The organism is Cognatundibacterium luofuense (genome assembly GCF_018139685.1).
GTDB lineage: Bacteria > Pseudomonadota > Gammaproteobacteria > Burkholderiales > Burkholderiaceae_D > Undibacterium > Undibacterium luofuense.
In genome coordinates this window covers 33749-56276 of record NZ_JAGSPN010000013.1, presented here as the reverse complement: position 1 = coordinate 56276, position 22528 = coordinate 33749, and the positions used below count along the sequence as shown (strand labels likewise).

The window sequence follows — 22528 nt, the reverse complement described above, 5'->3', positions numbered from 1 at the left end:
CGATGAAGTCTGGATATATTGTTTTTCGCAGCGTACTGATTGCAGTGTTAGTCGCCCAAGTGAGTGCATGTTCTTTCGCGCCTGTTGTCGCTCAAAAGCTGGGCGTGGGTACGGTCGATGAAAAAGAAGTGGCTGAGGCCACAGCAAAGGTATTCGCTGTCAAACCGACGGATATCAGTATTGCCGACATGCGTAAGGACAACACACTGAATGGCACGCAAGTGTTTTTCGCTGCGACGGTTCGCGGTAAATCCTACCGTTGCGGCATGCTCTCTTCATTTGCCGGTGCGACGTTGCCGAAGTGTGTGAAGCCCGGTGAAGCATTGCCAGCTCTGCAGTAAAAGGGAGCGACATGATGCGTATTCCAAAAGTACTTTTTATGCTCTCAGCCAGTTGCTGTGCATTACTGCTGGCAGCCTGCGGCGGCTCTTCTCCTTCGAATAACACAGTTGATGTTCCCAATGATCCGGGCATTCCCGTCGTAGTAACACCATACAAGGGCGCATATACCGCAGGATCAGTGACGGCAAAAGATTCTTCAGGGAAGATTATCGCGACCGGTACGATCAATGGCAGCGTTGCGAATATGAACATGCCGGTGAACGCCGTGTACCCGGTCACCTTGTATGTCAGCGGCACCTATCGTAACGAGGCAACCGGTGGCCCCGAAACCAGCCAGGCGATCTTACGCAGCGTTATTCCTGACAGTGGCTCTGTCAAAAGCGGTATCGCCATCACACCGTTGACTGAAATCGTCGCTGCTGTGCTGGACAAACGTGTGTCTGACGGAGAGACGATGACAGCTGAACTCGTCAATAGTGTCACAACAATGGTTGCCAGCTCCGTGCTGAATCTCTCCTTGTCACAAGCGATGGCGCCGCCTGTGTTTAATGTCTCAAATGGAAAAACATCCGACGTTACCACTTTCAAGCTCGCTGCTCTGGCACTGGCAGCCAATACCGATGGCGCCGGTGCGACGCTGGCGGACAAGGTCGTGAATATTGCCAATCGTATCGCCAAAGGCGAGGTACCTGACAAAGTACTTTCTCATTTCGCCGATTCGCTTGCTGCTGTCACCGCATCGAGTGGAGTGAGTTCGCAACAGTCAGACAGCACACACCCGGTAACGGTCCCTGTAGTCACATTGGCAAACTATCCGCTGGTCGATACGCAACCTGTGACCCAAAACACTTTACGTTGGGATAGCACCGGTATCTGGGGAACTGCGCAATGGCGCTGACCTGCTCATCTGAAAAAACATTTTTATCACTTACAGGAGATACACCATGAAATCGTCTTTCATCAAGCTCACTGCAATCAGTGCCATGTTCATCGCGCTGCATGCATCAGCAACCACTGTTCCGAATACGTTCACATCGGGACAACCCGCCAGTGCGGCGGCAGTAAACCAGAATTTTCAGGCACTGGCGACTGCAATTGACAGTGTTAATTCCAACTTATCGGCGCTGTCGGCCAGAGTCGCCAAAATGGAATCCAACAGTACACTGACGATCAATGACTTTATCGGCAGCTATAAACTGATGATGCTGGATACAGGTGTCGGTACGACGTATGTCAGTGTCCGGCAGACATTGGGAACGGTCGTGTTTTCTGCCATCAATAACGGCAACAATATTGCCTACACAGCGACCTTAACTTGCAGCGCAAACAGCGGCGAAGAAGTCAGTCCGAACTCCGGCTATGGAAAAACAACGAACGGGGTGACTGACGTAACCCCGTTCAATAACAAGCTGATTTCCGGCTGCAATGGCGTTCTTGGAACCACGTTGAACTGGACCTTCGATCAAAACAGTAAAACGATTAATCTGGCCGGAACAAATGTTGTTCTCAGCCCAGTCGGAGGCGGCTTATTAATCGGTCGGGATATTTCAACAGAAACCGTCGGTAATGATCCGGTCAGGACAAATACCGGGATGTCTTTGTTAATTTTAGTTCGCCAGTAACCATTAAGGGGCAGCTTGTGCTGCTCTTTATTTGGGGGAATGGGAAGTGGTGGATATTCGGTCATAAGGCAAGACAAACGCGCCCTGTGTGGAATGGAATTCCTTTGACACGGTAGCGTCAAAACACAGATGAATGGCGGGCTTCACCGCTTCAGACGTACGCGATACCGTGGCATTTTTTGCGCAAATCATGATGCATTGAATGCTGACTGGTTTGATGAAATTGAGGAGTGTTTGCGTTTGATCCGGCAGCATCTGCCGCCGGGATAAGGCTCTTCTGTGCAGCATCAGTCAGCTTAGCGATGAAGAAAAATTCCGGAAATTCCTGCAGCATGAAATTTGCCTGATGGTGAGCTGACTATCGAAAGTAACTCCGGCAGCTGAAGAGTGGAACGTAGCGAGTTCTGTCAGCACCATTCAGACACCAAAACCGGCTTTGGCATGCCTGAAAAGCCATTTTTGACCTCAAATGCGGATTCTGGCACATCGATCCGGCGGTCGTCGGCAGAAAGTCTGGCGCTCCGGAAATGGTAAATGACGATAGCTGCACAATACGACCGCTGCCGGCTGGTTCCGCCCGCAGACGCAGCTACCGTCACAAGTATCACTGCAACCGCAGCGCTGGTGTTGTGGCCGGTGGCAGCACTTACGCAGCAGACGCCGGATGGCAGCGCTTGCTGTACTCCGGGGCTTGTGTGCGTTCCTGCATGCCGTAGTCGCGCATCACGCTGGCAACGCGCAGCCGGTAGTCGGCGAATAAGCGCTGGCGTCCGGCTTGCTGGGCGGCGCGGTGTTCCGGCTGATTGCGCCACGCGATCACCGCTGCTTCATCGCGCCAGAACGATAGCGATAACAGCTTGCCGGGCGTGCTCAGGCTTTGAAAGCGTTCGATGGAAATCAGGCCGTCTGCCTGCTGCAACAGCGTATTCAAGTCCGCTGCGGCGTCCAGATAGCCGTTGTGTGCGCCTTCGCGCACGCTGACTTCAAACAGTACCGCGATCATGGCTGGCCTGTTGCAGAAAGGTGCTGTCCACCACTTCCGTAAAACTGCGTTCTTCGCGCAGAATAAAGCGTTTTTCCTGCGCCATCAGAAAATTTGCGCGGCCTTCTTCGTCTGTACGCAAACGGGCGCGGTAGGCTTCATAGCTCGCCAGACTGTCAAATGCGATCAGGCCCCATGCGATATCGTTGCTGCCTTCGTGCGGCAGAAAATAACCGAGCAAATGCCCGCCGCAACGCGGAATAATCCGTCCCCAGTTGTCGGCATATTCTTTGAACGCTTCACGCTGAAACGGATCAATCTGATAGCGGATAAAGCAAGTGATCATGGTGCGTACTCCCGAAAAAAGCTGCGTCTGCAGCGACCGGGTGACTATACGGCGTGGCAGCGGCGCGATGCTTCGATGCAGATCGAACGGTGCAGCGCAGGGACGCTGGTAAGATGCTGAAGCTGCGACTGATTTTTACTTAATAAACATATTGATATTCACCATAACGGAGATCACACCATGAAAGACGGCCCGAATATCGTCGCGATTGCTGCGCTGATTGGCGACCATGCACGTGCGGAGGTGCTGACGGCGCTGATGTCCGGCATGGCGCTGACGGCGACGGAGCTGGCGGAGATTGCCGGTGTGACGCGGCAAACCATCAGCAGCCATATGACGAAATTGCTGGAAGCGGGTCTGGTGGCAGTCGAAGCGCAGGGGCGGCATCGTTATTTCCGGCTGGCGAATGAGGATGTGGCGCAGTTGCTGGAATCGCTGATGAATGTGGCGTTTCGTTCCGGCGCAGTGCGTCTGCGATCCAGCCCGCGCGAACCGGCACTGCGCAAAGCGCGGGTTTGCTATGACCATCTGGCCGGAGAGCTGGGTGTGCTGGTGTATGAGCAGTTACTGCAGGCCGGCTGCCTGACCATCGGTGAGCAGGGCATGGCGCTGACACTGCACGGACGGCAGGCGGTGCAAGGCCTCGGTATCGACGCAGAATCGCTGAAATCCGGCCATCGTCCGCTGTGCCGTCATTGTCTGGACTGGAGCGAGCGCCGCCATCATCTGGCGGGTGTGCTGGGTGCGGTGTTGCTCAGGCAATTTGAAGCGCTGGGCTGGGCGAAGCGGCAAAACGGCTCGCGCGTGATGGCCTTCAGTGCATCGGGTGAGCAGTCGCTGCGCTGCTGGCTGGCGAGCTTGCCAGCGGAAGTGCCGGAGATGGTGTAAGCGGTTTGCGGGCAAGTATGCGCTGGCGTATTTCGCGCAGGCCGGGTTGCTTCAGGCTGCTACGGTTTCCTGCATCAGCGATTCGACTTTGTCGGCAAAAATTTGCAGCGTATCTGCGCACATTTGTGCAAACTGCGCACGGTTTTGCTGCGCATATCTGTTCAGCAGTTTTTCGCAGCGCGCTTCACGCCACAGCCAGCCGGATTCTTTATTTCTGAGGTGCGGGTGATGCTGTACCGCTTGCGGAATTTGTTTATTGAAATAGCGCTCATGTTCCCAGAGAAAATTCAGACGTTCAGCCGGCGCGTAAGACTGTCCCAGGAACTTTGCCGAGTCTGCGTCATAACGCACCGTGAAATCAATAATCAGGGTTGCATGCAGATGGATGCCGGGTGGTGTGACTTCTATCCAGCAATGGTAATTGCTGAGATCCGATAAATGCCGCGCATTCCGGATTTCTGCCCGTTTCGGCGAGATGACCAGATACTGCTCATTGCCACAATCCATAATTTGCCCGCCGCAAACCGCTTCGCATCTGGCGCCCGTCAGCAAATGCAGTACCTGCGCGCCGACAATCGCATAAGCAGCACATTTGCCGAAATCCTGATGCGGCGTACCGGCAAAGCGCGCCGACATCACTTCATACATTGCCTGATCGAGCAGGATCTGGACATTTCGCTGAACAGGAAATGTCAGTACTGCTGAATCAGTTTGGCTGGCAGAAATCGTCACGGCAACACACTCTTGAAAGCACGCTAATGTTACGTATTGTTGTGTAATGTGACGTATTGTATCAGTAAAAATATCTCACTTTTTTACAATTGCAAAACAAAGAAGCCGTAAACTGAAGGTAGGGCAAGGTTGGGTTCTATGCAGCTATCGTCATTTGCTGATTCCGTACAGCCGGACTTTCTGCCGACGACCGCCGGATTGCTGTGCTGAACACCGCATTTGAGCATTTTCAGGGCATTCCGGCGTGGTTCAAAGCATTCAGGATGCTTGTTACAGGTAAAGCAGGTGATAGCCACTGGCGGGCAGGATGTGTTCATTCTCCAGTTCACGTGCCATCAGCTTGCCGCAGTACCACGATGCACCGTAGGGGTTATCCATTTTTTCACTGGCGCTGATGACTTTTTCCTGTTGTCCGCGGAGGACAATTTGCTGCTGCGGATTGTCGTAACACACGGCGACGCCTTTCGGATTGGAAATGAAGATCCGGTAATACCACGGCACGAATTCGCGCATGGCTTTGATACTGGCGTTCAGGCTGTCCTGTACTTCGCTTGCCTGAAAGCCGTTAGCAGGCAGATTCGGAATCAGCGTGATGTGGGCCGACAGCGTTGATTTCTTTTGATTAGTCACAAATTCCGCACCCTCGGCGTAGGCTTTGGCGCTCAGCGGAATATCGACGATACCGTTTTCCGACACCGGAACCGGCAGGCGGGTTTCATTGCTTTCCAGACGAATGTGCAAGTCTGGAATGGTTTTTTGGGTTTTGGCAGTGACCCGCACCAGCACTTTCACTTTATCCTGCGTGGCTTTCTGAATGCTGGTCAGCATTTCATAGGCTTGTTTGTAAGGCATGATGGCCGGATCGCGCAGTGCTTTGACTTCGACTGCAGGCGGGGCAGTTTCCTGACTCTGGCTGGCAGTCGCGGAAGCCGTGCTGGCTGGCGGTTCCTCCGCCTGAGCAAGCCGGATTCCGGCGGTAAGCGCGACACTGAGGCTGCAAATGACGAGGGGAAGCGGGCGGATACGCATAAGGCTGATCTCCGTAGCAGTGAACGATTGAGTGCGCCACTCTGCGGTGTTTTATGCAACATCGCTATTTGTGTGAGCAAAGTGGCATCGTATGCCATGCAACAGCCTGCAAAAATACACCGTTTGCTATCTGAATGTCCGACGCGACACAAAATACTGATTATATATGCAGTATTTTGTGTCGCGTCGTAAAAACTGCAAGAACTGAGCCATCGTCAGCAGTTGAAGCCGCAGCACCGGGCGGCGATGTCAGACTTTGTGTATCAGGTGCGGCGGATGATGAAGCGCGTATCAGCGAGCGTTTATTGCGCCTCGGGGCGCTGTTTTAACTGCTGCATGAATTGCCTGAAATGCGGTGCAAAGTCAGCGAATAAAGGCAGCTGGCGGTGTTGCAGCATGACTTCGCTGAACAGTTTTAATCCCACGGCAAAGGCAGTGGCGTCGGCTTCCGGTAAGTCGCCGCGCTGACGTACTTTGTCGACGATGTTCAGAATGTCATCATGGTTTCCGGTTTCAAACTGTAAAGAACGTGCTTCCGGCGGTGCGCTGCCATCCGGTAAGGCGGTATGCGTGACGGTGATTTGATAGCGGTGCTGTTTCATACGGATACCTCCAGTTTTTGTATACCCAGTGCAGCCTCATCAATCAGTGCTGCGATTTTTCTGGCCAGTTCGGGGCTGGCATTCCCTTCTGAAAACCGGACATGCAGCACGGCTTTCAGATTATTCATAGCGCGTTCGATATCGGGTGAACGACGTGCATCGCTGCCTTCGCGAACCAGTTTTAAGCGCGCCAGCAATGCATGCAGTTCGGGTCTGACGCGCTCCAGTTGCTCCAGACCGGCTGCGGTGACGGTGTATTGTTTGCGTCCGGCATCGCCTTCCGTCACTGTTGCCCAGCCCATATCCACCAGATAGGTCAGCGTCGGATAAATTACGCCGGGGCTGGGGCTGTAATCGCCGCCCACCAGCGTCTCGATGTATTTGATCAGCTCGTAACCGTAGCAGGGACGTTCTGCCACCAGATTCAGCGCCAGAATTTTGATCGCGCCCTGTTCAAACATCCGTCCGCCACGCCCGTGCCGTCCGCCATGCCCCCCGTGACCGCCGCCACCGCGACCTGATCCGTGATGACCTTCCGGATGGTGTCCGCCAAAACTACCGGCATGCGCGATGTGCTGATGCCCCGGTACGGCGCCGTGACTGCGGCAAAACGCCCGTTCCCTGTGATGATGAAAATCTGACATAAAAGGATGCATGATTTGTTCTGAGATGTATTTAAGATAGTTCTAAGATATATCTTATTGTGAGCGGCGTCAACCGGACTTTATCTCACAGTAAGGTAATTGGTCTGAGAAACGCGCTGAATTTCATCCGGTTACTGGTCTTAAGGAATCAATGTTTTTTAATAAAAATTTTTCTTAAGTGCTTATTGCATTTGAATATGTATTTGATGGTGATTCTTTTTTTTTAACGAAAAGAAGTCAGTGCCGGTTCTTTGATATCAGTTCAAATGATGCATTTCATAAAAATTCAGGATTAGATTTATTTCTTGCACGCGCTCAGGATGAGAACGTTCTTCAAAACAAGTGAAATGCGGGAGCGAATATGAAAATGAATGCGATCATCTGGCCGGCGAATTTTGAACCGGGTTTTTCGGATAATTTTGTTTCAAACGAAGTGATAGTTGCGGGTTTAAGTGCAGCCGAGATCTGGCCGCTACTGAGTCATCCGGAATGCTGGCTGACTTACTACGCGAATTCTGCCAATGTCCGGTTTTATCATGGCAGTGGCCCTGAATTAACAGTGGGCGACCGTTTTTATTTTGAAACCTTCGGATTTCCGGTGAAAGCAAGTTGCAATGAGAGTATTGCTCCTGCGCCGGGAGCGCCGGGTCGTCTGGCCTGGCATGGCTGGGCGGGTACCGAAGGAGCAAACGACCGGCTGGATGTGCATCATGCGTGGCTGATTGAGGATTTGGACGGCGGACGTGTACGGATTCTGACGCAGGAAACGCAGAACGGACAGCCAGCAATCGGATTGCGGGATAGCAAACCGAATCCGATGCTGAACGGACATCAGGACTGGCTGGATGGTCTGATCAGTGCTGCCTTCATAAAACGCGGATAAGGGAGTTGCCAGCCCGCGCTATGGTACAAACGTTTCGCGGGCATTGACGAAATATTGATGAAAAGCGTTCTACGTTTTTTTGTCAGGGATCGGAAACTGCCTGAACAGCGTTTCACGCATCCAGCGCTGGGCAGGATCCTGATGCGTACGTTCATGCCAGGCTGCAACTTTGGTAAAACCGGGTATCCCGACCGGAACCGGCACCGCAGTGAGTCCCTGCTGACCGTCGACAAGGCGGCTTGGCAGTACCGCGACCAGGTCGCTGGATCTCAGAATATCAGGAAGGATCAGAAAGCTCCCGACAGAAACACAGACTTTTCTGCGCTTGCCCGTCTGGTCCAGCACACGATCGGTGATGCCTGAAAACGCAGCGCCGTGCAACGAGACAAGGGCATGATCCAGTGCGCAAAACTGTTCCAGCGTCAGTTTTTTCCGGTTTTTCAGAACCGGATGATGCTCCCGGAGGACGCAGAGGTAATGCTCTTCGAATAAATGACGGGCATGTAAGTCCGGATGGGCGGTATTGGGTGTTATCAGGGCGAGATCGACTTCGCCGCGCTCCAGCTGTCGCTGAATCTGCGCTTCATCGACGGTGACGAATGCGATTTTGATATGCGGCGCCTGCTGCCTGATCGCAGAAAGTAAAGGTACAGCGATTGTCCGCAAGGCATAGTCAGTTGCCGCAATGGTGAATGTCAGATTTGCACTCGAAGGGGTGAATGAGGCCGGCTGTTGTAAGGCATTTATCTGCGCAATGATTTTTCTTACCTCAGCGGCAAGCTCTTCCGCGCGTCGTGTCGGAACAATACCACGCTGCGCCCTGACGAACAGGGGATCTCCAAAGTGCGCTCTCAGTCTGACTAGCATGCCACTCATGGCCGGTTGTGTAACGCCGAGACGCTTTGCCGCGCGGGTGACATTGCACTCGTCGAGCAATGCTTCCAGTGCTTTCAGCAAATTAAAATCCAGTGAGTTCATGCGATGAAATGGGATGAATTGAACAGATTGCATCGTGAGGCCGGGTTTTTTCTGATGCCGTTATGGCCTTATCCCAGTGTGGTATCCAGCGTTTCTGGCACAAAAAAACGATTATCCATGAAACAGTGAATGCTGTCCGGACAGCGCATTTCATTGAAGCAGTAAAGTGTCTGGTTATCTGAAAAAACACGCAAAAGTATTTGCGAAAGCGGCTATAATCAAAAATACTGTACATATAATCAGTATTTGTTCATGTCCCCGGAAAACCGCACCTTTATTCGTATTGCAGAGCCTGAAGAGCCGCTGGCACAGGCGCCGTTGCGGGCGCAAAAAGGGCGCGGTGCAGTCGGGAATATTGCACACCGTTTTCATCAGCAGCAACGCAGCGCGGAAGATGACGGATGGCAGCATCCCTTGACAGATAATGATTCTGAAGACAGTGAGCGCTCGCTGAAAACGCAGGTGCAGGCGGTACAGGCAAAAACCATACTGAGTCGCAACCAGTCTCCGGATTTACCGTTTTCCGTTTCGCTGAATCCGTATCAGGGTTGTGAACATGGTTGTATTTATTGCTATGCACGGCCCAGCCACAGTTATCTGGAACTCTCTCCGGGGCTGGATTTTGAAACCCGGCTGTTTGCCAAAACCAATGCGCCGGAGCTGCTGAAAAAGGCTTTGCTGAAGCCCGGTTATCATCCGGAGCCAATTGCTGTGGGCGTTAATACCGATGCGTATCAGCCTTGTGAGCGTGAATTCGGTATTACCCGGCAAGTGCTGGAAATATTGCACCGCAGCCGTCATCCGGTGGCGATGATTACCAAATCTTCGCTGATTGAACGCGATATCGATTTATTGTCTGAGATGGCTGCGCAGCGCAAAGCGACAGCAGCGATCACACTGACAACGCTGGACGCAGATCTGGCGCGCATTCTGGAGCCGCGCGCCACCACACCGGCGCGGCGTTTGCGAACCATACGCATGCTGAGTGATGCCGGTATTCCGGTGTGCGTCAGCATTGCGCCGGTCATACCGTTCATTACCGAGCCGGATCTGGAAAAAGTCATTGAAGCCGCCGCAGATGCCGGTGCGCACAGTGCCGGTTATATCGTGCTGCGTTTGCCGCAGGAACTGAATCCCTTATTTCAGGAATGGCTGCAAACGCATTTTCCTGACCGTGCGGCCCGCGTCATGAACCGGGTACGCGATATGCGTGGCGGTGCGGATTATGTGGCAGATTTTGCGCAGCGGATGAAAGGAACCGGCATCTGGGCAGATCTGATACGGCAGCGTTTTGAAAAAGCCGCGGCACGTTGCGGCATTCAAGACCGTGGCCGCCATTTTAAAGGTCTGAGTACCGCAGATTTCAGGCCGGATTTGCTGATGTCCGGCTTACAGAATGTGGCAGACGCCGGACAGTTATCGCTGTTCTGAACGCTGCGCGTAACCTTGTCAGCGAACTGTCAAGCGGGCAGTTTATACTCCATTCACAGATTACTTTTTTCTTTATCCGGAGCTATGCCATGAAAAAACCTGACACCGTTGTGCAGCGGCAGTTAGATGCGTATAACGCACACGATCTGGAGCGATTTGTTGCTGAATACAGTAACAATGTTCAGGTTTTCCGGCCGCCGCAACCGGAGCCGGTGTTGCAGGGGATGCAGGCGTTCAGCGAGCATTACGCCAAAAACCGTTTCACGCTGCCCGATCTGCATGCCAAAGTTCTCAATCGCATTGTCAGCGGCAATATCGTGGTCGATCATGAAGAAGTCACCGGACTGGACCCGTCTCCGCGCCATACCGTGGCTGTGTATGAAGTTGAAGACGGTTTGATTCGTCGGGTCTGGTTTTACTGAGTTTCAATCAGAACTGCTGTTCCCATTGCAGGCGGAAAGTGCGGTAAGTCCGCTCTTCTGCCTGACGGTATAACAGATAGGCATCATGATAGCCTTCACCGGTGATACCGCGCGGATGCAGTAAATTACCGGCGAACAATTTCAACTGGGTTTGCTTATCCAGCTTCCAGTTCCAGTAAGCGTCCAGTGTTCTGGTGGTGCCGATATAGGTATCCAGTTTTTCAGAAGGACGAACCTTACCGTTACGCTGGAATTGCAGATTCCAGCCCGCGCGCATGGCATCGCTGAGCGTAAAATCCATTCCAACATTCAGGCTCAGCGGTGTTTGCCGCACCAGCCGGTTATTCGGGCCCGGTACACTGTCGACTTCCGACCAGTTACGGTTCAGATTAAATTTCAGCTGAGTGCCGCGCAAAGCTGGGCTCCAGCGTTCCAGCGATAAACGGGTGTCGATTTCGATACCGCGTACATGGGCTTTACCCTGATTGGCTGGCATGGAAACCCATTCATCGCCAAAGCGGAATAACTGGAAGGTTGTGACATTGTCGATACGCCGCAGATAGCCGGACAGGTTCAGATAACTGTCTTTGGCCAGTGTCTTTTCCCATCCCAGATCCAGTCCCCATGCCAGTTCCGGCAACAGGGCAGGGTTCCCCTGAAAGTCCGCATTGGCCGGGCTGTTGGCATTGTTCACAGTATAGCGACGCGGCACCAGATCGCGGGTTGTCGGTGCTTTGTAAGTACGCGAAATCGCCAGACGCAACTGATCCTGCTTGTCTTCCGATACTTTCCACAACCACTGGCTGACCGGACTGAAGACGCTGGAGCGGTTGCGTACAGCAGGCAGTGCGTTGCCGCTGACATCGGTTTGCAAACCTTCCCAGCGTAAGCCCAGATAAGTTTGCAGCCGGTCGCTGATATCCCATTCATCCTGCGCAAATAAAGCCAGTCTGCGTACATCGGCATGGTAGTTTTCATCCAGCGTGGATTGTCCGGCGACGGGTGGTGTCTGATCGAGCTGTAGTCGTTGTTCAGCGCGCTGAATCATCGCACCATCCCAGCCGAATACCAGACTGTGTGCCTCACCGGCCTTGCGTTTGTATTTGCCGCTGGTGCTCAGCGTTTTATCGAGCGCATACGACAATACTTCGCGACGCAGGCTGGTTTGCGGTGCAGGTGCATCACCATCGAAGAAATAGTCGCTGTCACGCCGGTTATAACGCAGCAATAATTTTCCTTCGAGCCGGGTATTTTCATCGAGCCGCTGGCTGGCCTGAATGTCGGATTGCCAGTTGCGTACACTGGCCTGTGACCGGAATGCAGTATCCGGATAGCTTGAGTGGTCACCTAGCAGCGTTGTTTCATGATTGCCGCCATGCATATGGCTTTCACTGTATTCCATCAGATGCTGGGTCTGAACCTGATTACCGTGATCGCCTTTCCAGTTCAGGCGCGGTGCGAGACTGATAGTATTGGTGCGGAAAAAATCCTGTTCATCAAACCAGCGTTCTGCAAGCGGCTTACCTTGCAGCGTCGCTTGTTGTTCGGTAATACGGAGCTGGATTTCATTGCGTGTTTGCTTTACTACCGCATTCAGCCCACCCTGCCAGGCGCCACTGCCTGTAGTCCATTCCAGCCCGGCTTGCGGCAAATGCCATTGCGGCGCACTTTGCAGGCTGGCACGTAAGTTCAGTCCTTTTTGTGCCGGTTGCTTGCGCAGTACGATATTGATCGTTCCGGCGATTCCCTGCGCGCTGTATTCAGCAGAGCCTGAGCGCATAATTTCGACTTTCTCTATCAGTTCCGGCGACAGACTATCGATGCTGAAACCGGGGGCTACCGGCTCTCCGTTCAGCAGAATTTGTGTGTAACCGCCACCCAGACCCCGCAAGCGGATTTCGCTGCCGCTGACGGTGATGCCGGGCAAACGCCGTAAGGCTTCGCTGACATTCATATCACCGAATTGCAGTAATTCCTGACGTGTGAATACCGCTTTTCCGGCGCTGTCCGTTTTGTGATCTGCAGGCTGCGTTTTCGCCTGTACTTCTACTTGCTGTACGGGAGGCGTGGTTTGCTGTGCTTGCGCAGCTGAGTTGATCAATACGGACAGAGCGGAAGTTAACAGAAGATGGGGCAGGTGGCGCTGCATGGCAAAGTCAGGTAAGCGGTAATCGGGGGGAGGCCTGCGCTTATGCCAAAAGCGATGCATGCGACAGGGAACTGCGCAGCATACGGAGCTGATGTTATTCAGTCAAATAATTTTTGAACGACGGGGGCTCTTAAAAAGGATATTGCGCCAGAGGTATTTTCTTACATTCCGCAGACCCGATCCGTGCCGGGCAGATCAGGAAAAAACGGCAGATCGGCAGATAAAACAATAAGGCAAGACAGCATCAGGGCGCGCAGAGCAAGATATGCTCAGTATACCTGTGCCCGTTGTGACACAGGCTGAGCAGAGTGACTGCCTGTTCAATCAGGCAGACGTATTAATTTGCGTTCCGACATTGCCGACGGTTGCCAGCTTACGCTCTGCCTGCTGCACCGCCTGTGCCTGCGGAATTTTGGTTTTGTCGTTATCTCCATCCGCATCATTGCGGTTCAGGCTTGCGGATTTTAACTGTGATGCGAGTTGCTGCACCTGTTGCTGATTAACGCCGCTGACTGTGCCGGACATAATAGGCTCCGTAAAAGTGTCGAATACGCTCTTATCATAGTCCTTTTATGTCCTTTCTGCAGAAATTGTCTGGTCAAATATTGTTAGCGGCCGGCGATCCAGTCGGCGGTATTCTGCACGGGAATACGGTTGCGGATCGCACTCAGTGCAATCAGGTGCAGAATTTCCGAGACGGTGGTGCAGCAGTCTCCCAGTATGCTGACTTCATAGCCCTCTGCATCGCGGGAAAGGGCAGTGTGGGTCACGCAATTGTGCGTCATCATGCCTGTTAGTGTTATTTTGTTAATATTGAGCCGGCGCAAGTGTGCTTCCAGACCGGTTTTCCAAAAGCTGTCGGCTGCTTGTTTCACAATCACCGGTGCATCCGGCAGCATGGCTTGTAAACGCGGATGAATAGCCACACCTTCACTGTCCGGATTAAAAAACGGCGCAGGTCCCTGGCTGATATCGGCCACGTGTTGCACCAGCAATACCGGTATTTGCTGCGCCTGTGCATGTCTGACTGCCTGCAAAGTTTGCTCAAGTACAGCTTCAGCATTCCAGAGCGGGAACAGGCCATCGGCAAAGTAATCGTTCTGGACGTCAATGATGATCAGTGCTTCGCGGGTCATGGGATTTCCTTTCGTGTCGGATTGAAGTGAGTGCATTTTCCATCCTGATGCAGTTGCAAACCATTGACCCGAATGACAGTTATCATTAGGATCGGGTCAAACAATCAATGCGGCGGAGAGCGAAATGTCTGAGCCACTGAATATTGCCGTGCTGGCGTTTCCGGGAATCAGTCCTTTTCATTTATCAGTGCCATGCCTTGTGTTCGGCGAGGCGCATCCGGGTTTTCCGGCGATGAATTGCGTCGTCTGCGCCGAGCAGACTGGGCAGATTTCGTCATCGGCTGGTTTTGAGATCGGGATTTCTCGCGGGCTGGAAGCCATATCCCATGCAGATATCGTCATTTTGCCCAGCTGGCATGCCGGAACGCCGGTTTCAGCGGCATTACGACAGGCTTTGCTGGATGCCGCTGCGCGCGGTGCGTATCTGGCCGGTTTGTGTCTGGGCGCTTATGTGCTGGCGGAATGCGGCTTGCTGAACGGTTTGCAGGCCACCACGCACTGGGCTTATGCCGATGATTTCAGCCAGCGTTTTCCGCAAATCCGGCTCGACACCGATGTGATTTACATCGAGCAGGGCCGCATCATGACTTCCGCCGGCACGGCAGCGGCGCTGGATTGCTGTTTGCATCTGGTACGTCAGCTGTGCGGGGCTGAGGTCGCAAACCGGCTCGCACGCCGGCTGGTGATCGCGCCACACCGGCAGGGCGGACAAGCGCAATTCATTGAACAGCCAGTGCCGGAAACCCGCAGCGATCACAAACTCAGCAGTCTGCTGGATGAAGTGCGTAATGCGCCGCAACTGGCCTATACGCTGGATCAGCTCGCCGCAAAAATGGCCATGAGCCGCCGTACATTTACCCGTCATTTCCGTCAGCTGACCGGCAGCAGTTTTACCGAATGGTTACTGCATCAGCGCATCAGCCACGCCCAGCATTTGCTGGAAGTCAGCGATTTAGCGGTAGAGCAGGTTGCAACGGCGGCCGGATTTGCTTCTGCCGAAACGCTGCGTCTGCATTTCAGGCAGCGTTTAGGCATACCGCCGCAACAATGGCGGCGTCAGTTCCGTCAGACATAAACTGTATATTGAGACAGGAAAGACGAAGATTTTCGGGCTCGTGAACAGAACATCAGTCGCTTTCCGGTATCTGATGTGGCAGGCAGAGCTGCGCGAAGACCGGATATGCTGCATTCATCAAACGATTTCGCCGAATTTTGGTAAAGTCTTACCTTTCGGACGCATTACGCAGAGAAATGCCGGTCAGTGCGGATTTCTGCGGATAATGGGTCCCGGTTTTCTGGTACTTGTCCAGAAGTGTTGGCGCAATGCCGGAAATTCTATGTGGAGCTGTGATGCGTTTTAAAAACCGGGTTCCGCTGCATACCGCAGCAGACGTTAAAAAAGCCAAATACGCCGGATCGCTGGCAGCGGAAGTGCTTGCCATGATCACGGAACACATCCGACCGGGCATCACCACCGATGAACTGGATCGTATTTGCCACGACTTTATCGTGCATAAACAAAAAGCCAAGCCTGCCAATGTCGGCTATCACGGTTTTCCGAAAACGGTGTGTGCATCGCCGAATCATGTGGTGTGCCACGGTATTCCGGACGGCACAGTGCTGAATGAAGGCGATATTCTGAATATCGACGTCGCCGTCATCAAAGATGGCTGGTTCGGCGATACCAGCCGCATGTACACCGTCGGCAAAGTCAGCGACGATGCGCAGCGTCTGGTGGACACCACGTATCACGCGATGATGGCTGGTATTCAGAAAGTCCGCGCCGGTGCAACGCTGGGTGATGTCGGGCATGCGATTCAGAAACTGGCGGAAGAAGCCGGTTACAGCATCGTGCGCGAATACTGCGGCCACGGTATCGGCAAAATTTATCACGATGAACCTACCGTGCTGCACTATGGCCGTCCCGGTACCGGCATGACGCTGCAGGCAGGTATGATTTTTACCGTCGAGCCGATGCTGAATGCCGGCCAGCGCGACATCATGCAATTAAAAGATGGCTGGACTGTCGTGACCAAAGATAACTCGCTGTCTGCGCAGTGGGAGCACATGGTGCTGGTGAAAGACGGCGGCTTTGAAATTCTGACGCCGTGGCCGGATGGCCCGGGCCGGTTTGTCTGAGGACTGCCGGATGTCCCGCTTTGAACCTGTCGCGCTGGAACATGCATCACGATTGCTGAACCACGGCCCGACCGTGCTTGTCACAACGGCGTTTGCGGGGCAACGTAATCTGATGGCTGCAGCATGGTCGATGCCGGTGGAATTTACACCGCCGCGCATTGCGATTGTGATTGATAAATCCACGCTGACCAAAGAACTGATCAATGCCAGCGGACAGTTTGCGATCATCATCCCGAGCGCAGAATTCGCAACGCAAACCTATGCTGCAGGCAGTATCAGCGGTCGCGACGGTGACAAGTTTGACCGCCTGCAATTACAAGCACAGCAAGGTTCTGTGCTGGGTTTGCCGGTACTGGAAGACGCTTGCATCGCCTGGATGGAATGCCGCCTGATTCCCGAGTCACACACAGAAAAAGCCTACGATACCTGTTTCGCTGAAGTCGTTTCCGCCGCCGCAGACTCGCGCGCATTCTCCGGCGGCCACTGGCATATGGATGCCTCCAACCCTGCGACCCATACCATTCACTATCTTGGTGCCGGTCTGTTTATGTCGCTGGGTGGCCAGATCACAACTCAGTCGCCATTCTGAGCGGCTGGCGTTTCGTCGGCAGTACAGTTTTCTGTTGCCGGACGATCCTGCAAAATCGCTGCGACACAGCGCGCGCTGAACATTTTCTTCTGATCATGTCCGGTGCGCGGAATCACGATCAATCTGTGTCCGCTGGAATATGCTCCGACCATACGGGTTTGCTGCGCCAATTGCTGTAAAAAAGCACTGTAACCGAGTCCGCGAGCGAGCCGGTACGCCCCCTGCAGTTCGGCAGCACAATGTTTATCCAGCAACGGATGCTGAGGATCGGTATCCAGCTCACCCAGCAGGTAAGTGACTTGCCGGCTTAAATAGCGTTTGCTGATGTCGTCTGAGTCAGCAATATCGCTGCCGGGGATTTGCTGCAGACCATATTTGTATTGATTCCAGTCAGGGCAGTTAACACTTGCAAGATCCGGTTTTGCAAGGGCGAAAGAACCATCTTTTTGTAATACGGGCCTGACGGGGCTGGTATACAAATAACTGGATGGATTGGCGACAAGATAACGTACATCAGTACCTTGTGACCGCAGTTGCTCGTCGATCTGATTCAGCACGGCAAAGCGCTGAACGAATTGCCCGCCACCTGAGTGACCGGCAAAAATAATCTGCCGGAATGCATGCGGGTGCTGCATTTGTAGTCGATGAATGATGTCGTGATATACCTGAAAAGTACCGGGGCCTTGCCCGTCAACAGACGGAATCAATCCCTTCATCCACGATGATGCTGTCCACCGGGGACCGGTATTTCCTTTGCCCTGTTCATCAGTTTTAGTCAGAAAAGCAGGCGCAATTACCAGTGTGTGCTGATCTGGCTGGACAACGGAATCCATCGTCCTGAAATAATCATCAGCGTTGCGCTTTGCACCATGCTGAACAAAAATGATCCGCTCAACCGTGGGTGAAATTTTTTCAAGAGGCTGACTGGCGACGACCGGAAGCGTATATGTTCCCCCGCGACCTCCGAGTTGAATCCATTGCAGTTTTTGGGGCTCTGCATATGCTATCAAGGGAGAAAAACAGAGCCACAGCAGACTTAAATGCTTCATTTGCTTAAAACCAGAGCGTAAAAACATGAGATGCATATTTTTATACTTCTTTTTGCCGTGTGCGGCTGCGTAAATTTTGCAATACCGGCTTTGCCAGACGCATTCCCGGCAGTTCAATCAATCTGAAGCTGACATAGCTGAACAGGATTACACCCGGGATCAGTGCCAACACGGTCAGCCAGTGTTCAGGTACGCTGAATTCTGCGGCAGCGTCGTTGCCAATGATCAGCGTAAAGCATGAAAAAAGCAGCAACCCATGCAATAAATAAATACTGTAAGCAAATTCACCCAGCAGGCGCGATACCGGATTTCTCAACACGCCAAATAAGTCGCAACCGTTCGCAATCAGTGTAAATGCCAGTGTCAGTAATGGCAGGGCAGCAGGATGGCGGATGCTTTCACACAAGCCGAAGCTCAGTACCAGTGCAGTTGCAGCCAGGTACGAGCCCGGTCCCGATTGCGCGAACTTGCATAACACTGGTGCAGAGCGGAGTTTTGCCGCCAGCATTCCGCCGCCAAATGCCAGTACATGCTGCCACTGCGGCTTCCAGGCGATAAAAAGCAACAATGCAAATATTCCCAACCGGTGAATGCCGGTTGGCGCTTTTCGCCGCTGACTCCACGCAATCACTGGCAGACACAGGTAAAAAAACCATTCATACGGCAGAGACCAGGTAACACCTGCCAGTATCAGTGTTGTATGCGGAAAACCGTTCAGATCAGGTGCTGCGTAGGTTGTAAACAGCAGCCAGTGCGTCGCTTGTTTGAGTAACTGGCCCGGCGTGTCGTAAAGGATTCCGTTTGTCAGGAAGCCGACCAGACAAAAAAGAAGGCCCACCACCACAAGATACAAAGGAGCGATCCGGCACAGGCGCGATATGTACAGCTGTCCCCAGTCTATCGGTTTCTGATCACTGTCGAGAATTTTGCTGAAAAACAGAAAACTCGTAATCATGAAGAACAGCGCGACGCTGCCCTGACCAAGCTGGTTATACAGGGCTGTCGGTGGTGCCTGCCATTCTCCGCCGCGCAAATAAAAGTACCAGATGGCCGCATGGTGAATAAACACAGAAAACGCCAGATACCCCCGCAGTCCGTCTATGCTTGTCGCACGTCCGTGAGCGGCTGGTGCCGGAACGAAGCGGCTCAGGATGCCGGTAGTGAGATACGCAATAACAAGTGCTGCGACAAAGAATAACGGGTGAACTGGACTCATGAATCGGTGACTGTCTGGAAGAAGGCGGGCAATTCGCCGCAACGTTCCTTACCTGTTCAATTCATGGCGCCATCGCCCGGAATATTGACGCAGAAAAGCTGATTGCCAGCGAGAAATGCAGACTGAACGCTGGATTTTACTTGATTCGACATTTTTTTCGGCGATATTGGCACATTCAGGCCACCGCACAGTCATCCGGTATTTCCAGCTCCCCTTTGCCGTTCGGTTGTGACTGGTTTATTTGCCCTGGAATCTGCAACAGGTGGATACCAGCAAAATTGTCCATCCGGCAAGCTGTTTTGCCTTTTCAACATATCGAGCACTACATCGTATGCATAAGTACGCACTCGACTTTGTCCGCCTGCTCCCAGTTCCAGGTTGGGCTGATTTTTCCACGGGACGTATGGTCAGTACGAGTGACGATCTTTATCCAAGATTGAACTGTGAACTTTGATAAACCAATAATTTACATTCTCTTGGATCACTGAGTATTGAACAAATAATTCAGCTGACTTTGAATTTTCAGAGGTTTCGTTGAATCACTCTGAGCTTTAGAAGGGATGGGCAATGCGCAAAAGCACGAAAGCCTTTAGCCACTTTTCTATCCAACCTTAACACTGGATATGACCACATCAATTCGATATGGGATTGGTGGCAAGCCATCCTCGTACAAAAGCTTAACGTCGTGATTGAGGTAGATTCATCGCTAAAGGTGTGGGAAAAGACGCCGGATCTGACATTGGCTTCATGGCAAAAATGGACAGGAAAATTTTAATCTGCTCGGTGGAGTCTCCACAGGAGTAATTTCCAAAAAATGTTTGCAAAGCCGGGAAACGTTGTATATGATGACCGTCATGCGAAAATCAAAAGACGGAATCAGAGCTAGTGCCAAAGAAGCATCCCATGAACGGATCGTTCAGGCAGCCGCACGCGCCATTCGCAGAAGCGGTTACGATGGCACGGGAGTCGCTGACATTATGAAAGAGGCCGGGCTGACTCACGGCGCATTCTATGCACATTTCGCTTCCCGCGACGCGATGCTGGCAGAAGCCGCAGACCGTGCGGGAGCCGAATCCAATACGATCGCAGCAAACGTAATAGCAGCAGCACCGCCGAATGAAGCTTTGCAAGCGCTTGCGCAGGCTTATCTCTCTAAAGAACACCTCGCCAGTATCGAGACTGGATGCCCACTATCTGCTCTTGGCTCTGAAATGCCACGCCAGGCGCCTGAGGTACGGCTTGCGGCAACACGAAGAATCAAAGAGATGGTTGATCTTGTCGCTCGTCAGTTCCCGGACTGGGGGCAGCCGAGTGCTCACGAACGGGCCTTGGTATCGGTTGCCACGCTGGTGGGCACCTTGGTGTTGGCACGCGCGGTCGACGATGCGAATTTGTCGGACGCATGGTGTAATGCAACCTTAAAGAATCTCGCTTTAGCAAAACCAAAAACAGACGACTAAATTTTTTTGCTCAAAAATATGATGATCATCATATGAAATTCAAGCTAAGTCTAAACTTTTAACTTTCAATTAACCAAGATCTGACAACAGGAGAAGCCATGCAAGCATACATCGTTGAGCGCTATGGAAAGAATCATGCACTGCGGCTGGCAAATATGCCGATACCTGAGCTACGTGAAGACGAAGTCCTCGTCCAGGTACATGCTGCTGGCGTAAACCTGATTGACTCCAAGGTTAAAAATGGTGAGTTCAAACTTATCTTGCCGTACGCTACCCCTTTCATCCTCGGCCACGATGTGGCAGGGATTGTGACTCAGGTTGGCCGCGGAGTCCGACAGTTCAAAGTTGGCGATGAGGTGTATTCGAGGCCAGATGACTTGCGGATTGGCACCTTTGCGGAATTTATCGCTATCAAGGAAAACTCCCTGGCATTAAAGCCTAAAAATCTCACTATGGAAGAGGCCGCATCAATGCCATTGGTGGCCTTAACCGCTTGGCAAGCGCTGGTTGAGAAGGCTCAATTAAAGAAAGGACAGAAGGTCTTCGTTCAGGCTGGCTCAGGTGGTGTGGGAACTTTTGCCATTCAGCTAGCTAAGCATCTTGGTGCGACAGTCGCTACTACAACCAGTACTAGCAATGTGGCCTGGGTGAAAGCACTGGGTGCGGATATTGTCATTGACTATAAAAAAGAAGATTTTGAGCAAGTCCTGAGCGACTACGACGTTGTGTTAAATAGTCAGGACAGCAAGACACTCGCAAAGTCGATGCAGGTGCTCAAGCCCAACGGACAGCTCATCACCATTTCCGGGCCCGCCGATCCTTTATTTGCAGAGGAAATCAATGCTCCTTGGTTTGTAAAACAAGTAATACGCCTTCTGAGCCTGGGAACCCGCAGACTGGCGAAGCGGTTACAAGTTGATTTTTCATTCCTTTTTATGAAAGCAAACGGAAGTCAGCTCAAACAAATTACATCGCTCATCGAGTCGGGCGTCATTCATCCGGTTGTTGATAAGGTATTTCCATTTGAATCGACCAATGCAGCCCTGGCTTACGTCGAAAGTGGGCGAGCTAAAGGCAAAGTCGTGATCAAGGTTCGCTAATCCACCGCCGTTGCGAGAAGTAACGGCTCGTCATTTCATATGATGATTGTCATATGAAAATTTAATTTATCTCCGGGTCTTTTATGAAAATCGAAAATTCTGTTGTTCTTGTTACCGGTGCCAATCGCGGAATTGGCTTAGCCTTTACCCAGGCGCTGCTCGCCCGCGGCGCGCGTAAGGTATATGCTGCCGCACGAAATCCCGCTAGCGTGACTCAACCGGGTGTCACCGCATTGCAACTTGACGTCACCAAACAAGATGAAATCGATGCCGCTGTTAAAACGGCATCTGACGTAACGCTGGTAATCAACAACGCAGGCATCGCTCAGCCGGGCGGTTTTCTGGCGAGTGACAGTGAAGCGGTTACACGACGCATCTTCGAAACCAATGTTTTTGGTGTGCTAAATATCAGTAAAGCATTTGCGCCTGTGCTGAAGGCAAATGGTGGAGGTGCTTTACTCAACGTACTTTCCGTTGCGTCATGGGTGAACGGTGGCGAGCTCGCAGCCTACTCAGCCAGTAAATCGGCTGCATGGTCCGTGACCAACGCACTGCGACATGAGCTGGCAAGCCAGCAGACTCAGGTATTAGGTTTGCACATGGCTTACGTCGATACCGACCTCACGCGCGGCTTCGATGTACCAAAAACAAGTCCCGAAGACATCGTACAGCGCGCACTGGATGGTTTGGAAGCCGGTGCAGATGAGGTGCTGGCTGACGCCTTGACGCAACAAGTGCATCAAGCACTGACTGCACCACGCCCTTTCTACCTGCCACAAATCGATTAAA

General features: G+C 52.6%; 25 protein-coding genes. 13 read left to right on the top strand and 12 right to left on the bottom strand.

The genetic code is table 11. The features are described 5' to 3' along the window. The first annotated feature begins 2 nt into the window (after positions 1-2). Genes KDM89_RS15770 through KDM89_RS15760 form a run of 3 tightly spaced genes read left to right on the top strand, consistent with a single transcriptional unit; the run spans position 3 to position 1964 of the window. Positions 3-341 (top strand): hypothetical protein, encoded by a 339-nt coding sequence (locus KDM89_RS15770; protein WP_212688876.1) that lies wholly within the window; start codon positions 3-5, stop codon positions 339-341. Between the two features lie 11 nt (positions 342-352). Next, positions 353-1240: a hypothetical protein gene (locus KDM89_RS15765; protein WP_212688875.1), complete on the top strand. Its 888-nt coding sequence runs from the start codon at positions 353-355 to the stop codon at positions 1238-1240. Between the two features lie 46 nt (positions 1241-1286). Then, the gene (locus tag KDM89_RS15760; RefSeq protein ID WP_212688874.1) at positions 1287-1964 is read left to right on the top strand and encodes a hypothetical protein; all 678 of its coding nucleotides are present in this window, start codon (positions 1287-1289) and stop codon (positions 1962-1964) included. A gap of 646 nt (positions 1965-2610) precedes the next feature. On the opposite strand, the gene KDM89_RS15755 is transcribed toward KDM89_RS15760, so the two are convergent. Both KDM89_RS15755 and KDM89_RS15750 read right to left on the bottom strand, forming a co-directional pair. Beyond that, positions 2611-2967: an antibiotic biosynthesis monooxygenase family protein gene (locus tag KDM89_RS15755; RefSeq protein ID WP_212688873.1), complete on the bottom strand. Its 357-nt coding sequence runs from the start codon at positions 2965-2967 to the stop codon at positions 2611-2613. Next, the gene (locus KDM89_RS15750; RefSeq protein ID WP_212688872.1) at positions 2948-3292 is read right to left on the bottom strand and encodes an NIPSNAP family protein; all 345 of its coding nucleotides are present in this window, start codon (positions 3290-3292) and stop codon (positions 2948-2950) included. Before KDM89_RS15750 ends, KDM89_RS15755 begins: the two co-directional genes overlap by 20 nt. 180 nt (positions 3293-3472) lie before the next feature. Here KDM89_RS15750 and KDM89_RS15745 point away from each other — a divergent pair, with 180 nt between their 5' ends. After that, positions 3473-4180 (top strand): ArsR/SmtB family transcription factor, encoded by a 708-nt coding sequence (locus KDM89_RS15745; protein ID WP_212688871.1) that lies wholly within the window; start codon positions 3473-3475, stop codon positions 4178-4180. Positions 4181-4231: 51 nt separating this feature from the next. Here KDM89_RS15745 and KDM89_RS15740 read toward each other — a convergent pair whose 3' ends face one another. From KDM89_RS15740 to KDM89_RS15725, 4 genes are all read right to left on the bottom strand, one after another. Next, positions 4232-4912, bottom strand: coding sequence for a hypothetical protein (locus KDM89_RS15740; RefSeq protein WP_212688870.1), 681 nt, complete (start codon positions 4910-4912; stop codon positions 4232-4234). Between the two features lie 270 nt (positions 4913-5182). Then, positions 5183-5941 carry a hypothetical protein gene (locus KDM89_RS15735; RefSeq protein ID WP_212688869.1) on the bottom strand — a complete coding sequence of 253 codons (759 nt, stop codon included), beginning with the start codon at positions 5939-5941 and terminating at the stop codon, positions 5183-5185. 302 nt (positions 5942-6243) lie between these two features. Continuing rightward, entirely contained in the window at positions 6244-6543 is a 300-nt protein-coding gene (locus KDM89_RS15730) for a DUF3861 domain-containing protein (protein WP_212688868.1), read from the bottom strand. Further along, positions 6540-7187 (bottom strand): PadR family transcriptional regulator, encoded by a 648-nt coding sequence (locus KDM89_RS15725; RefSeq protein ID WP_212688867.1) that lies wholly within the window; start codon positions 7185-7187, stop codon positions 6540-6542. Before KDM89_RS15725 ends, KDM89_RS15730 begins: the two co-directional genes overlap by 4 nt. 361 nt (positions 7188-7548) lie before the next feature. On the opposite strand from KDM89_RS15725, the gene KDM89_RS15720 reads away from it, so the two are divergent. Continuing rightward, complete coding sequence (locus tag KDM89_RS15720) at positions 7549-8070, top strand: SRPBCC family protein (RefSeq protein WP_438947526.1); 522 nt, start codon at positions 7549-7551, stop codon at positions 8068-8070. A gap of 69 nt (positions 8071-8139) precedes the next feature. On the opposite strand, the gene KDM89_RS15715 is transcribed toward KDM89_RS15720, so the two are convergent. Continuing rightward, positions 8140-9081, bottom strand: coding sequence for a LysR family transcriptional regulator (locus KDM89_RS15715; protein WP_230427908.1), 942 nt, complete (start codon positions 9079-9081; stop codon positions 8140-8142). Positions 9082-9300: 219 nt separating this feature from the next. Here KDM89_RS15715 and KDM89_RS15710 point away from each other — a divergent pair, with 219 nt between their 5' ends. Together KDM89_RS15710 and KDM89_RS15705 are read left to right on the top strand one after the other, a co-directional pair. Beyond that, the gene (locus tag KDM89_RS15710) at positions 9301-10479 is read left to right on the top strand and encodes a PA0069 family radical SAM protein (RefSeq protein WP_212688866.1); all 1179 of its coding nucleotides are present in this window, start codon (positions 9301-9303) and stop codon (positions 10477-10479) included. An 89-nt stretch (positions 10480-10568) separates the two neighbouring features. Next, positions 10569-10901, top strand: coding sequence for a nuclear transport factor 2 family protein (locus tag KDM89_RS15705; RefSeq protein ID WP_212688865.1), 333 nt, complete (start codon positions 10569-10571; stop codon positions 10899-10901). 7 nt (positions 10902-10908) lie between these two features. On the opposite strand, the gene KDM89_RS15700 is transcribed toward KDM89_RS15705, so the two are convergent. The 3 genes from KDM89_RS15700 to KDM89_RS15690 all read right to left on the bottom strand — a co-directional run bounded on the left by KDM89_RS15700 (position 10909) and on the right by KDM89_RS15690 (position 14186). Further along, on the bottom strand, positions 10909-13002 hold the full coding sequence (locus tag KDM89_RS15700) for a TonB-dependent receptor plug domain-containing protein (RefSeq protein ID WP_212688864.1): 2094 nt from the start codon (positions 13000-13002) through the stop codon (positions 10909-10911). Positions 13003-13374: 372 nt separating this feature from the next. After that, complete coding sequence (locus KDM89_RS15695) at positions 13375-13575, bottom strand: hypothetical protein (protein WP_212688863.1); 201 nt, start codon at positions 13573-13575, stop codon at positions 13375-13377. An 83-nt stretch (positions 13576-13658) separates the two neighbouring features. After that, positions 13659-14186: a cysteine hydrolase family protein gene (locus KDM89_RS15690; protein WP_212688862.1), complete on the bottom strand. Its 528-nt coding sequence runs from the start codon at positions 14184-14186 to the stop codon at positions 13659-13661. A gap of 124 nt (positions 14187-14310) precedes the next feature. Here KDM89_RS15690 and KDM89_RS15685 point away from each other — a divergent pair, with 124 nt between their 5' ends. From KDM89_RS15685 to KDM89_RS15675, 3 genes are all read left to right on the top strand, one after another. Next, positions 14311-15261, top strand: coding sequence for a GlxA family transcriptional regulator (locus tag KDM89_RS15685; protein ID WP_212688861.1), 951 nt, complete (start codon positions 14311-14313; stop codon positions 15259-15261). 275 nt (positions 15262-15536) lie between these two features. After that, complete coding sequence (map, locus tag KDM89_RS15680) at positions 15537-16325, top strand: type I methionyl aminopeptidase (protein ID WP_212688860.1); 789 nt, start codon at positions 15537-15539, stop codon at positions 16323-16325. 10 nt (positions 16326-16335) lie between these two features. Beyond that, positions 16336-16914 (top strand): flavin reductase family protein, encoded by a 579-nt coding sequence (locus tag KDM89_RS15675; protein WP_212688859.1) that lies wholly within the window; start codon positions 16336-16338, stop codon positions 16912-16914. Here KDM89_RS15675 and KDM89_RS15670 read toward each other — a convergent pair. Next, the gene (locus tag KDM89_RS15670) at positions 16899-17630 is read right to left on the bottom strand and encodes a hypothetical protein (protein ID WP_212688858.1); all 732 of its coding nucleotides are present in this window, start codon (positions 17628-17630) and stop codon (positions 16899-16901) included. The two genes, KDM89_RS15675 and KDM89_RS15670, sit on opposite strands and share 16 nt — an antisense overlap. 373 nt (positions 17631-18003) lie before the next feature. After that, on the bottom strand, positions 18004-19179 hold the full coding sequence (locus KDM89_RS15665; protein ID WP_212688857.1) for an acyltransferase family protein: 1176 nt from the start codon (positions 19177-19179) through the stop codon (positions 18004-18006). A gap of 842 nt (positions 19180-20021) precedes the next feature. On the opposite strand from KDM89_RS15665, the gene KDM89_RS15660 reads away from it, so the two are divergent. The 3 genes from KDM89_RS15660 to KDM89_RS15650 all read left to right on the top strand — a co-directional run bounded on the left by KDM89_RS15660 (position 20022) and on the right by KDM89_RS15650 (position 22527). Continuing rightward, positions 20022-20639 carry a TetR/AcrR family transcriptional regulator gene (locus tag KDM89_RS15660; RefSeq protein ID WP_212688856.1) on the top strand — a complete coding sequence of 206 codons (618 nt, stop codon included), beginning with the start codon at positions 20022-20024 and terminating at the stop codon, positions 20637-20639. A 98-nt stretch (positions 20640-20737) separates the two neighbouring features. Next, positions 20738-21739 carry an NADP-dependent oxidoreductase gene (locus KDM89_RS15655; RefSeq protein ID WP_212688855.1) on the top strand — a complete coding sequence of 334 codons (1002 nt, stop codon included), beginning with the start codon at positions 20738-20740 and terminating at the stop codon, positions 21737-21739. Between the two features lie 83 nt (positions 21740-21822). Further along, complete coding sequence (locus tag KDM89_RS15650) at positions 21823-22527, top strand: SDR family oxidoreductase (RefSeq protein ID WP_212688854.1); 705 nt, start codon at positions 21823-21825, stop codon at positions 22525-22527. Position 22528: the final 1 nt, after the last annotated feature.

Bases quoted from the DNA above. Each gene is read 5' to 3' on its own strand.
- KDM89_RS15770 (WP_212688876.1), top strand. From the start codon at position 3: ATGAAGTCTGGATATATTGTTTTTCGCAGCGTACTGATTGCAGTGTTA.
- KDM89_RS15765 (WP_212688875.1), top strand. From the start codon at position 353: ATGATGCGTATTCCAAAAGTACTTTTTATGCTCTCAGCCAGTTGCTGT.
- KDM89_RS15760 (WP_212688874.1), top strand. From the start codon at position 1,287: ATGAAATCGTCTTTCATCAAGCTCACTGCAATCAGTGCCATGTTCATC.
- KDM89_RS15755 (WP_212688873.1), bottom strand. From the start codon at position 2,967: ATGATCGCGGTACTGTTTGAAGTCAGCGTGCGCGAAGGCGCACACAAC.
- KDM89_RS15750 (WP_212688872.1), bottom strand. From the start codon at position 3,292: ATGATCACTTGCTTTATCCGCTATCAGATTGATCCGTTTCAGCGTGAA.
- KDM89_RS15745 (WP_212688871.1), top strand. From the start codon at position 3,473: ATGAAAGACGGCCCGAATATCGTCGCGATTGCTGCGCTGATTGGCGAC.
- KDM89_RS15735 (WP_212688869.1), bottom strand. From the start codon at position 5,941: ATGCGTATCCGCCCGCTTCCCCTCGTCATTTGCAGCCTCAGTGTCGCG.
- KDM89_RS15730 (WP_212688868.1), bottom strand. From the start codon at position 6,543: ATGAAACAGCACCGCTATCAAATCACCGTCACGCATACCGCCTTACCG.
- KDM89_RS15725 (WP_212688867.1), bottom strand. From the start codon at position 7,187: ATGTCAGATTTTCATCATCACAGGGAACGGGCGTTTTGCCGCAGTCAC.
- KDM89_RS15720 (WP_438947526.1), top strand. From the start codon at position 7,549: ATGAAAATGAATGCGATCATCTGGCCGGCGAATTTTGAACCGGGTTTT.
- KDM89_RS15715 (WP_230427908.1), bottom strand. From the start codon at position 9,081: ATGCAATCTGTTCAATTCATCCCATTTCATCGCATGAACTCACTGGAT.
- KDM89_RS15710 (WP_212688866.1), top strand. From the start codon at position 9,301: ATGTCCCCGGAAAACCGCACCTTTATTCGTATTGCAGAGCCTGAAGAG.
- KDM89_RS15705 (WP_212688865.1), top strand. From the start codon at position 10,569: ATGAAAAAACCTGACACCGTTGTGCAGCGGCAGTTAGATGCGTATAAC.
- KDM89_RS15695 (WP_212688863.1), bottom strand. From the start codon at position 13,575: ATGTCCGGCACAGTCAGCGGCGTTAATCAGCAACAGGTGCAGCAACTC.
- KDM89_RS15690 (WP_212688862.1), bottom strand. From the start codon at position 14,186: ATGACCCGCGAAGCACTGATCATCATTGACGTCCAGAACGATTACTTT.
- KDM89_RS15685 (WP_212688861.1), top strand. From the start codon at position 14,311: ATGTCTGAGCCACTGAATATTGCCGTGCTGGCGTTTCCGGGAATCAGT.
- map (WP_212688860.1), top strand. From the start codon at position 15,537: ATGCGTTTTAAAAACCGGGTTCCGCTGCATACCGCAGCAGACGTTAAA.
- KDM89_RS15675 (WP_212688859.1), top strand. From the start codon at position 16,336: ATGTCCCGCTTTGAACCTGTCGCGCTGGAACATGCATCACGATTGCTG.
- KDM89_RS15670 (WP_212688858.1), bottom strand. From the start codon at position 17,630: ATGAAGGGATTGATTCCGTCTGTTGACGGGCAAGGCCCCGGTACTTTT.
- KDM89_RS15665 (WP_212688857.1), bottom strand. From the start codon at position 19,179: ATGAGTCCAGTTCACCCGTTATTCTTTGTCGCAGCACTTGTTATTGCG.
- KDM89_RS15660 (WP_212688856.1), top strand. From the start codon at position 20,022: ATGATGACCGTCATGCGAAAATCAAAAGACGGAATCAGAGCTAGTGCC.
- KDM89_RS15655 (WP_212688855.1), top strand. From the start codon at position 20,738: ATGCAAGCATACATCGTTGAGCGCTATGGAAAGAATCATGCACTGCGG.
- KDM89_RS15650 (WP_212688854.1), top strand. From the start codon at position 21,823: ATGAAAATCGAAAATTCTGTTGTTCTTGTTACCGGTGCCAATCGCGGA.